Here is a 9,975-nt window from a genome sequence, read left to right as displayed (position 1 = left end):
TCCCACTCCGCGTTCGTCAGATCCCCACGGCCCATGCAGCCAGCCTGACCTCAACACCCCACTCACGTCAGGAGATCCGAGAAACATCACCTAGTACTGCAACGGTCTTTGGCCTGATGGATGGGCAGCTTCTGGTGGTGTGTGGCCGCGTTGTTTGTAGTGGCTGAGGCGGGCTTGGTGTTGCCGTCTGCGGCGCCAGTGTGACCAGTGCAGGACGTGGTCGATGGTCGGGTGGGGCCGGGTGAGCCGGCTGATCAGGCGCCGCAGTTCGGGGAGGGTGAGGGGTATGGGCTGGGAGGATCCGTTTCTGCTTTGTCGGTGTCGAGTGCACGGGCCCGCAGGACGGTGAGGCAGGCGTGGGCGGCCATGGCGAGGGTGATGTGGCGGTGCCAGCCGGGGTAGCGGCGGACCTGATAGTCGTCCAGGCCGCATTCCTGCTTGGCGGTCTGGAAGCATTCCTCGACGGCCCACCGGCTGCCGGCGACGCGGATCAGTTCGTCGAGAGTGGATTCGGCGGGGCAGTAGGCGATGTAGTACGAGATCTCCTCGGGCCGGCGGACACTGCGGCGGGCGATCACCCAGTGCCGGCGGTCCTCTCGGTGCCAGGGCCGGACCTCGACCCTCGCCCAGTCATAGACGCGTGGGCCGTGGGCCCCGTTGCCGCAGGAACGGCGTTTCCACTTCTGCCTCGGCAGTCCGTTGAACAGGTCGTGGACGGGATGGTCCATGGCCCAGCGGGTAACGACAGTGTCGTGCCGGGTGGTGGCCATGACGTGGAAGACATCGGCCCGCTCGAGCTCGGACCGCCAGCCTTTGGAGAAGCCGTAGGCGGCGTCCGCGGTCACCCACCGGAACGGGATCTTCTCCGCGATCACCCGGCGGACCATCGCCTTGGCGATGGCCACTTTCGTCTCGAAGGCGACCGTGTCCTCGATGCCCGCGGCTCGGCAGCGTTCCCGGTCATCGGTCCATGACGTGGGCAGATACAGGCGGCGGTCGATCAGCGTGCGGCCACGAGCGCTGGCATAGGCGAGGAAGACGCCGACCTGGCAGTTCTCCGTCCGCCCCGCCGTCCCGGAGTACTGCCGTTGGACCCCGGCCGAGCGGACCCCTTTCTTCAGGAAGCCCGTGTCGTCCACGATCAGCACGGCCTCCGGGTCACCAAGGTGTTCGACGACGTAATCACGCACGTCGCCGAGGACTTCGTCAGGGTCCCAGTCGCATCGGTTCAGCAGCCGGTGCATGCGGTCGGGAGCCGCGTGCCCGGCTTCCTCGGCCAGCGTCCAGCCATTCTTCCGTTCCAGCGGGGCTATCAAGCCCCGCATATACGCCAGTGCTGACTCACGCGGCTCCGACCGGGCAAACCGATGCATGAAACGCTCATGCACCTCACCCAGACCCGCCGCCCACTTCCTCACCTCACTCAGGTCCCCACCCATAACCAGCCCAACGACCAACCTGCCCACCCGTCACGCCAAAGACCGTTGCAGTACTAAGGGCTGCGATGAGCCTGGCCTGCTCTACTTCATCGATACCCGCCGTCAGCGCCAGGCGAGCACGCTCCTTGTCCACATGAACGTAGGAGCGCTGAGCTCGCAGTGCTGCAATGTCAGAACTCTCGCCCTCTGCCCCTTCACGAGTAGGAAGTCGTCAGCGAGGCGATCATGATCGAACCGGCGAGTGCCGTACCGATCGAGGCGCCGAGGTTGGTACGGCGTTCTGGACGCCGCCGACTTCCGCGCTCTGTGCTTCAGGCACCGCGGACACGGTGACGGACCCGAGCTGGCGCGCCAGCGTCCGCGTCGAGCGCGGCCATCAGGAGCACCGCGCCCGCGAGCAACGCGAGGGTCCCGAGCCGCACCACCCGCCGTGGTGAGACATCCGGGAGGAAGCGGGGGATCAGGATGGCCGCCGCCAGCAATGTCACGCAGAGCGGCAGGATGCGGGCGCCAGTCTTGAGCGCGGACAGGCCGAGCGCCACGGACAGATACAGTGGCACGACGAAGAAGACGCCCATCTGAACGAGGTACTGGAACAAGAACATCGTCAGTCCGCCGGTGAGCTGCTCGTTGTGCCGCATGCCCGGGTCGATGAGGGGCTCTCTGCGCCGCTCCACCATGCGGGCCTCCCAGCGCAGGAAAAGCCAGACCAGGAGCAGACCGGCCAGCATCAGCCACACGACCAGCGACACCCCGAGCCACGAAGGCGCGTCGGGCTTCGGCTTGAACCAGCCCCATTCGTCGGAGCGAAGTACGCCGTAGACGAAGATCCCGAGCCCGAGCGCGGAGAGCACGGCGCCGACGAGATCGATGCGGGGGCGTTCGCCGATCGGCGCGTCGGCGATACGGCCGGCGAGCATCAGGAGCACCATGACGACCTCGCCGGCGAAGACCCACCGCCATGAGAAGTACGTCGTCGCGACGCCCCCGATGAGCGGCCCGACCGCGATAGCCACGGCCCCTGCGGCCGCGACGAGACCGTAGGCGGCGGGCCGGTGTTCGGCGGCGAAGTTACTCGCCACCAGCGCCACGATCGCGGGCAGGATGAGTGCCGCACCGATGCCCTCGAGGAACGACCAGCCGAGCAGCAGCACGGGCAGATTCGGCGCGAGCGCCGTGGTGAGAGAGCCGCAGCCGTAGATAACACAGCCGATCATGACGCGCGTTTGCGGCCGATCAGCGCCCCTACTTTGCCACCGGGGATCATGAACATCGCCATCACGAGGGTGTAGGCCGTGATGGCGCCTTGCACTCCCGTGACCGTCGTGCCCACGTCTTCGGCCACCGTCGCGATGGAGACGTTCATGACCGAACTGTCGAGCGCCATCAGGAACTGACCGGCCGCGAGTGCCAGCAGGACGATGCGCGCCGTTCCCGAACTCTCGGCGGTGCCTCAACCAGTTGGCGGACTGAGCCCGGCGGAGTCACCTTGGGCGGAAGTCATAATGGTGCGAGAGTCGCGCGCGGCCCGCAACCGGGGCCTTGTCGAGGCCAGCGTGCCGTCCACGTTGTCGACTGCCACCTGTCCCGCTCCTGCTTGCCCGCGCCGCTCCGCGGCTCTGTCCTGCGAGTTTGCCAGAATGGCAAGGCTGATCGCGTCGGTCGGGTGCCGCGCCGCATGATCGATGGGTAGCCGCGTCTGCCAGCGATCCGCGGAGAAGCCCATGCAACCTGAGCCGACCGCCGAGCTCCGCCACCGTAGTGTCGAGGCCCCGGCCGGGCGCTTGCACCTGGTCGAGCAGGGCACCTGCCCGCTGGTCCTGCTCGTGCACAGCTTCCCCGAGTCCTGGTACTCCTGGCGCCGCCAGCTCCTGGGCCTCGCCGCGGCCGGCCACCGGGCGGTGGCGATCGACGTGCGCGGCTATGGCCGTTCCTCCAAGCCGGAGGCAATTGACGCCTACCGGATGCTCGACCTGGTGGAGGACAACGTCGCCGTAGTGCGCGCCCTCGGCGAGGAGAACGCGGTGGTCGTCGGCCACGACTGGGGCTCCAACATCGCTGCGCAAGCAGCGCCGGCGGGTTCGGGACGCGGGGTGGCGCCGCCTTGCCGCCGGGCAGTCGCGCCGGCCCCGGTCCCGGCACAGCCGGATCGGCACCGCGGTCGCGTGCCGCGACGCGCGTGCTCTGTCCAGGGTGGGACACGAAGACCTCCGTGTGTGGTGTGGAGCCTAGACACCTCCACCACATCGGAGGTCTTCGCCATGATCAAGACCACCACTGTTAACAACGTTCGTGATCAATACACCTAGGCCTCGCTGGGCTATGGCCTCGGCCAGGTTCTTTGCGCGTTCGTGGGCCGGACTGCGAGGCGGAGCTACTCGCGGTCGGTACTGAAGCCGGTCAGCCGGCGAAGCCGGGGACCACCAGGCCGGACTCGTACGCGATCACCACCGCATGGGTTCGGTTCTGCGCGCCGAGCTTGGTCAGCACATTCCCGACATGCGTCTTGACCGTCTCCTGGCTCACCGTGAGGGAACCTGCGATCTCCGGATTGGAGAGCCCGGTGGCCATCAGGCGCAGCACCTCCTCCTCCCGGCTGGTGAGGGCGGCCCGCGGCAGGGCCTCGGCGGAGCCCAACGGCCGAGGGGCGACCATGCGGCCCAGTGCGGCCGGGAAGAGGACCGCTTCGCCCACCGCCACCACCCGGACCGCCTCCGCGATCTGGCGGACCGGGAGGCGCTTGAGGACGAAGCCGCTGGCGCCCGCACTGAGGGCGGCGGTGACGTAGCCGTCGTTCTCGAAGGTGGTGATCACCACGACCTTCGGCGGTTCGGCCGCTTCGGCAAGGAGTTGGCGGGTGGCCTCGATCCCGTTGAGGCGCGGCATCCGGACGTCCATCAGGACCACGTCCGGTCGCAGGATCCTCGCCCGTTCGACCGCCTCGACGCCGTCGGCGGCCTCGCCCACCACCGTGATCCCCGGCTGTGCGGCGAGCAGCATGTGCAGGCCGCTGCGGGTGACCTCGTCGTCGTCCGCGATCAGGAGGGTGACGGAAGGGCTGGTGACGGAGGGCAGGGCCGTGCCTTCGCCCGCGTCGGATCCACTCACGCCGACACCCGTTTCGGCAGCCGGCAGGCCAGCCGCCAGTGCTGCGTCCCGTCCGGGCCGGCCTGGAACTCACCGTGCAGCAGTCTGACGCGCTCCGCCAGCCCGGGCAGACCGTGGCCGGAGGTCGGGAAGGTACCTCGGCCAGGGCCCGTCCGTGGCCCGGTCCGGTTGACCACCGTGAGATCCAGTCGGTCGGGCCCGGCTGCCACCCGGACCTCGATCGGGCCGCCCGCTCCGTGGCGCAGCGCGTTCGTCAGCCCCTCCTGGAGGATCCGGTACGCCGCCCGGGAGAGCGTCCTCTGTACCTGCGCCAGGTCGCCCGACAGCTCCGGTTCCACCACCGCCCCCGCGTGCCGCAGGCGGTCCAGCAGCTCGGGGAGGTCGGCCAGGGTCCGGGTCGGCGCCGTCCCGGCCTGCTTCTCGCGCAGCACTCCGAGTACGTAGTCCAGGTCCTGCAGCGCGGCCCGCGTCGACTCCTCGATGCTGCGCATGGCGGCCCGCGCCGCTGCCGGGTCGGCGGAGAGCACCTCGCCCGCCACCGCCGCCTGGATGGTGGCCGCCGTCAGGGTGTGCCCGATCGAGTCGTGCAACTCGTGGGCAATCCGGTTGCGTTCGGCCAGCAGGAGTTCCCGCTCGGCAGCCAGCGCGAGCCGTTCGGCCGCCGACGGCCCCAGCAGCCGTGGCGCCGACCATCGCAGAGCCTTCGTAACCAGTACGCAGACGGCCACCGCCAGCAGGATGCACACGGCCGCCACCACCCAGCTCCACCCGCCGGACACCCGGACCGACGTGCCGAACAGATTCGCCCGCGCCTCGCCGCCGAGCCAGTTCCCCGGCAAGGAGAGGCCCATGATGAACAGCACCCCGCTCGCCAGCGCCCCCGTCCACCCGACGGCCGCGTGCAGCACCAGCCAGAGCGGGGTCCGCCAGCGGTCGAGACCGAGGGAACCAGATTTTCGGCGACCGGCCACCGGATTCGGCAGCGGCACCCGCAGTAGTCGGCGGGCGGACACGACCAGCGCCCGCCGTACGGGGCGCGCCAGTCCGATCACGCCGACCAGTACCGTCCAGACCAGCAGGACCAGAACGATCTGCACGCTCTCGGGCGCGGATTGCCACGACAGCGCGGGCAACAGGGCGAGAGGCAGCAGCGGAAGGCTCGCCAGCGCGCCGCAATAGGCAAACAGCACACCCGCATACGTAGAGCCGCGCAACAGCGGCCGGATCATCCTGATCATGGTCGTCAGTATCGCCGGGCAGCCCACCGGCAGCCTCCCCCGATCGGGGGAGCGAATTCTCCCGCCTTCCCGCGATGCGGTCAAAGGGCCCTGGAAACGAGGATCGTGCCCCGACCGAACGATTCCCCAGGAGTTGACTGATGCCAGCTCAGACCCGGCAGGGCCTTCCTTCCTCGACCCGGCAGCAGCACGGCGCCAGGCGGCGACGAGCCGTGGCGGCCGCGGCCGCGGTGGCCATCGGCGTCATGACGCTGGGCACCCTCGCCCCGTCCACCGCCTCCGCTTTCGATTCCACCGCGTCCGCTGCTGCCGCCGCCAGGCCGGACGCCGTCCAGCGGGCCCTGAACACCCTGGTGCGCGACGACGGGATGCCCGCCGCGCTGGCGAGCGTCCAGGACCGTGACGGCCGAACCCGCACCTACACCGCAGGAGTCGGCGACCTGACCACCGGCTCAAAGGTGCCCAGGGACGGGCGGATACGGATCGGCAGCAACACCAAGGCGTTCACAGCGGTGGTGGTACTGCAGCTGGTCGGTGAAGGGAAGATCGACCTCGACGCCACCATCGACACCTACCTGCCCGGCCTCGTCCGCGGAGAGGGTATCGACGGACGCCACATCACCGTCCGCCAGCTCCTCCAGCACACCAGCGGACTCCCCGACTACGGCGTCCACGTCGACGACGACGAGATCAGGAACCGGTACTTCGAACCCCGCGAGCTGCTCGACATCGCCCTCCGGTACAAGGCCGACGCGGCTCCGGGGACGACTTGGGGGTACAGCAACACCAACTACGTCCTGGCCGGCCTGATCGTCCAGAAGGTCACCGGCCGTCCCCTGGCCGAGGAGATCGACCGGCGCATCATCAAGCGCATCGGGCTGCGCCACACCTACTTCCCCGCCCCCGGAGAGATGACCATCCGAGAGCCGCACCCCCAGGGCTACCACCGCAGTCCGGCGGACGGACCGCTGCGCGACTTCACGGAGATGGACCCCTCCGCAGGCTGGGCCGCAGGCCAGTTGATCTCCACCAACTCCGACCTCAACCGCTTCTTCACCGCGCTCCTCGCCGGCCGCCTCCTCCCGGCGGCCCAGCTCGCCGAGATGCGCACGACGGTCCCCGCCGGGACCTCAGGCCTCCGCTACGGACTGGGGCTCACGAGCAGGCCGCTGTCGTGCGGCGGCGTCTACTGGGGCCACGGCGGCGACATCGCGGGGTACGAGACCCGGGGCGGTGTCACCGACGACGGTCGCGCCGCCAACGTCGCGGTCACCAGCATCCCGACGGACGAGGCGGCCACGCAGCACGTGAAGGACGCCGTGGACAGGGCCCTGTGCGGATGAAGCAGGCACTGGGGCAACCCGGCGACCCGAACGACCCGAGCGACGATCCAACGATTCCTCAGGAGTTGACTCATGCGTGGACAGACGCGGCAAGGGCTTCGCTCGCCGGGCCGGCAGCAGGGCACGCGGCGACGGGCCCTGCCCGCCTCAGCCGCGGTGGCCATCGGCGTCATGACACTGGGCGCCATTGCCCCGCCCTTGGCCGCTGCCGCCGCCAGGCCGGACGCCGTCCAGCAGAGCCTGAACGCGCTGGTGCGCAACGACCGGATGCCCGCCGCGCTGGGAAGCGTCCAGGACCGTGACGGCCGCACCCGGATCTACACCGCAGGGCTCGGCGACCTGGCCACCGGCGCACCAGTACCCGTCGACGGACAGGTGCGGATCGGCAGCAACACCAAGACCTTCGTCGCGGTCGTCGTCCTCCAGTTCGTCGCGGAGCGGAGGGTGGACCTGGATGCCTCCGTCGACACCTACCTGCCCGGCCTCGTCCGCGGGGAAGGGATCGACGGACGGCGCATCACCGTCCGCCAGCTCCTCCAGCAGACCAGCGGACTCCCCAACTACAGCAACTACCTCGGGGACGACGTCCGCTACTACGCCCCCCGCGAACTGCTCGACACAGCCCTCCAGCACCCGGCCGACTTCGCCCCCGGGACGAGTTGGAAGTACAGCAACACCAACTACGTGCTCGCCGGCCTGATCGTCCAGAAGGTCACCGGCCGCCCCCTGGCCGAGGAGATCGACCGGCGCATCATCAAGCGCATCGGGCTGCGCCACACCTACTTCCCAGTCCCCGGTGACGCGAGCATCCGAGAGCCCCACCCCCACGGCTACTACCGGGAATCGGCGGACGCGCCGCTGCGCGACATCACGGAGATCGACCCCTCCTGGGGCTGGGCGGCAGGTCAGTTGATCTCCACCAACTCCGACCTCAACCGCTTCTTCAGCACACTCCTGGCCGGCCGCCTCCTGCCCTCGGCCCAGCTCGCCCAGATGCGCTCCACCGTCCCCGCCGAAGCGACCTTCGGCCCCGCCGCCCGCTACGGACTTGGACTCGTCAGCAGGCCGCTGCCGTGCGGCGGTCTCTCCTGGGGCCACGGCGGCAGCTTCCCGGGGTACGAGACCCGGGGCGGCGCCACCGACGACGGCCGCGCCACCAACGTCGCGGTCACCATGCAGCTCACCGACGAGGCGGCCCGGAGGAGTCTCGAACGCGCCGTGGACACCGCCCTGTGCCGCTGAACCCCGCCGAGGGCGTTCCGTGAAAACGACCGATGGGCCCGACACGACGTCGGGCCCATCGGCCTGACGCCGCCGTGGTGAGACACTGCGCCAGACCGGCGAGCTGTCGTCAAGGGGAGAGCCCAGATCCGTGGCCAGCCGCCGGTGTCAGAGCAGATGCGTCGCGTGCGCGCGAGTGACCACCGGCAACCTCGTGACCTTGACCTCTCCCCGAACGGGAGTTTTCCCGTTTCCCGGACAGCGGCCAGCAGCTCAGCCTGGAGCTGCATCGGGTCCTACAACGGGTGACGCTGGGACGACAGAAAGTCCAGAACGCTGTGGACGTGCGGACGCCAGCTGGCCACCACGGAATACCGACATCCGATGGCCTCCGCCACGTGCAGGGCCGCCGCGAACTTCAAGGCGTCGAGCGGTTTGACCAGCCGCTCCGGCCGAACGTGGAACAACCACCCGCCCCGCCGGGCATCACCGCCAGGAAGTCTGGGGTGTGTCGTGTGTGTACCCCTCGTGCTCGAAATCCAGTTCAAACTGCTGGACGAGCACATCCACGACCCGGACGAAGTCCATTGCAAGCAGCAGGCGTTGCTCCTCCAGCGCCTCGAAACCGTGATGGCGGCCGGTCGACACCATGAACTGCAGCCCCGGCCTGTGCCCCTGCCTCGCCCTCCAAGTGAACCCGCGAACCGGAGAAGACGAGCCGACGGGAACCGAGCCGACCTCGCTCACCGGCCGCGATTGCCTACGGATCCCCACGTCGGCTTGCCGCCGGGAAGGCCCCGGTCTCCGCTCTGGCCCATCAGCATGAGTTTTCAGAGCAGCCAGCCCGCGGGCGCGTCCGCAGGATGCAGGTCGCCATGCACCCAGACCGGCGGACCCTCCCACTAGGGCGCCGCGACGGCGTCGTCCCAGACGGCCCGGACGTCGTCGGCGAGGTCGTCGGGGACGACGGCATGGAAGAAGTTGTCGAAGCCGTCCCCGATGGCGGGAATCGAAATAAATGCCACTGATTCTGGCCAAAGTTGCTGAATTCAAGAACGGCGAAAACCAATGTTCTGGAATTTAAGGCCAAAGTTCAATGGATCAGGCTATTTAAAGACATTCACTCATTCGTAGGGCGCAGGGGGCGCTGGGTGTGCCTACGTTGTTACCTGTCAGCCGGGGATTTTCCCCGGCGGCAAACCGAAGGACGTATCCCATGCGCTTCATGCGCACGACGGCCACCGCACGGACCTTCCTCATCGCCTCGATCGCCGTAGCCGGCCTCACCGCCACCCCGGCCCTCGCCTCCGCCCAGGCCGGTGCGGGCAGTGCCCGAGCCCACTCCGCGCTGGGGGTTCTGGGATTCCCCGGTACCAACGGTGCCAACGGCGTCGGGACCAGCGGCGGGCTCGGTGGTCTCGGCGGCACCGGTGGCGCTGCGAGCGCCAACGGCAACGGCGGCAACGGCGGCAACGGCGGCGACGCGAGCGGCACGGCGAGCGTCGGCGGTGCCGGCGGAACGGGCGGTGCGGGCGGCGCCAATGGCAACGGCGGTGCCGGCGGCACCGGCGGCGGCGCCACACTCGGCAGGAGATTCTGACCACTTGGCCGGTTCCGATGGTGAGT

7 protein-coding genes and 3 pseudogenes are annotated in these 9,975 nt (G+C 69.3%); 4 read left to right on the top strand and 6 right to left on the bottom strand.

Going from position 1 to position 9,975, the window contains the following annotated elements:
- Window positions 1-254: 254 nt before the first annotated feature.
- Window positions 255-1,439, bottom strand: a complete 1,185-nt coding sequence (locus ACWD0Y_RS34990) for an IS701 family transposase (RefSeq protein WP_450264298.1) — start codon at window positions 1,437-1,439, stop codon at window positions 255-257.
- 200 nt (window positions 1,440-1,639) lie between these two features.
- Window positions 1,640-2,826, bottom strand: a pseudogene (locus ACWD0Y_RS34985) (MFS transporter); the annotation flags it as partial.
- A 337-nt stretch (window positions 2,827-3,163) separates the two neighbouring features.
- Here ACWD0Y_RS34985 and ACWD0Y_RS34980 point away from each other — a divergent pair.
- Window positions 3,164-3,586: pseudogene (locus ACWD0Y_RS34980) on the top strand (alpha/beta hydrolase); the annotation flags it as partial.
- A gap of 253 nt (window positions 3,587-3,839) precedes the next feature.
- Here the strand turns inward: ACWD0Y_RS34980 and ACWD0Y_RS34975 are convergent.
- The gene (locus ACWD0Y_RS34975; RefSeq protein ID WP_450264297.1) at window positions 3,840-4,547 is read right to left on the bottom strand and encodes a response regulator; all 708 of its coding nucleotides are present in this window, start codon (window positions 4,545-4,547) and stop codon (window positions 3,840-3,842) included.
- Window positions 4,544-5,785, bottom strand: coding sequence for a sensor histidine kinase (locus ACWD0Y_RS34970; RefSeq protein WP_450264296.1), 1,242 nt, complete (start codon window positions 5,783-5,785; stop codon window positions 4,544-4,546). Before ACWD0Y_RS34970 ends, ACWD0Y_RS34975 begins: the two co-directional genes overlap by 4 nt.
- A 140-nt stretch (window positions 5,786-5,925) precedes the next feature.
- On the opposite strand from ACWD0Y_RS34970, the gene ACWD0Y_RS34965 reads away from it, so the two are divergent.
- Entirely contained in the window at window positions 5,926-7,128 is a 1,203-nt protein-coding gene (locus tag ACWD0Y_RS34965; protein WP_450264295.1) for a serine hydrolase domain-containing protein, read from the top strand.
- A 72-nt stretch (window positions 7,129-7,200) separates the two neighbouring features.
- Window positions 7,201-8,370, top strand: coding sequence for a serine hydrolase domain-containing protein (locus tag ACWD0Y_RS34960; RefSeq protein WP_450264294.1), 1,170 nt, complete (start codon window positions 7,201-7,203; stop codon window positions 8,368-8,370).
- A gap of 465 nt (window positions 8,371-8,835) precedes the next feature.
- Here ACWD0Y_RS34960 and ACWD0Y_RS34955 read toward each other — a convergent pair whose 3' ends face one another.
- Both ACWD0Y_RS34955 and ACWD0Y_RS34950 read right to left on the bottom strand, forming a co-directional pair.
- Window positions 8,836-9,096, bottom strand: coding sequence for a hypothetical protein (locus ACWD0Y_RS34955; RefSeq protein ID WP_450264293.1), 261 nt, complete (start codon window positions 9,094-9,096; stop codon window positions 8,836-8,838).
- Window positions 9,093-9,344: pseudogene (locus ACWD0Y_RS34950) on the bottom strand (aminoglycoside phosphotransferase); the annotation flags it as partial. The gene ACWD0Y_RS34955 and the pseudogene ACWD0Y_RS34950, both read right to left, overlap by 4 nt.
- 221 nt (window positions 9,345-9,565) lie before the next feature.
- Between ACWD0Y_RS34950 and ACWD0Y_RS34945 the strand changes: the two are divergent.
- Window positions 9,566-9,949, top strand: coding sequence for a hypothetical protein (locus ACWD0Y_RS34945; protein ID WP_450264292.1), 384 nt, complete (start codon window positions 9,566-9,568; stop codon window positions 9,947-9,949).
- Window positions 9,950-9,975: the final 26 nt, after the last annotated feature.

It is taken from the genome of Streptomyces altiplanensis, from assembly GCF_053591575.1.
Note: the sequence above shows the minus strand (reverse complement) of the source record. Positions and strands in the feature narration are given on the sequence as shown.

What these genes read in the sequence shown, in the direction of transcription:
- ACWD0Y_RS34960 (WP_450264294.1), top strand. Translation starts at nt 7,201, where the DNA reads ATGCGTGGACAGACGCGGCAAGGGCTTCGCTCGCCGGGCCGGCAGCAG.
- ACWD0Y_RS34965 (WP_450264295.1), top strand. Translation starts at nt 5,926, where the DNA reads ATGCCAGCTCAGACCCGGCAGGGCCTTCCTTCCTCGACCCGGCAGCAG.
- ACWD0Y_RS34990 (WP_450264298.1), bottom strand. Translation starts at nt 1,439, where the DNA reads ATGGGTGGGGACCTGAGTGAGGTGAGGAAGTGGGCGGCGGGTCTGGGT.
- ACWD0Y_RS34945 (WP_450264292.1), top strand. Translation starts at nt 9,566, where the DNA reads ATGCGCTTCATGCGCACGACGGCCACCGCACGGACCTTCCTCATCGCC.
- ACWD0Y_RS34970 (WP_450264296.1), bottom strand. Translation starts at nt 5,785, where the DNA reads ATGATCAGGATGATCCGGCCGCTGTTGCGCGGCTCTACGTATGCGGGT.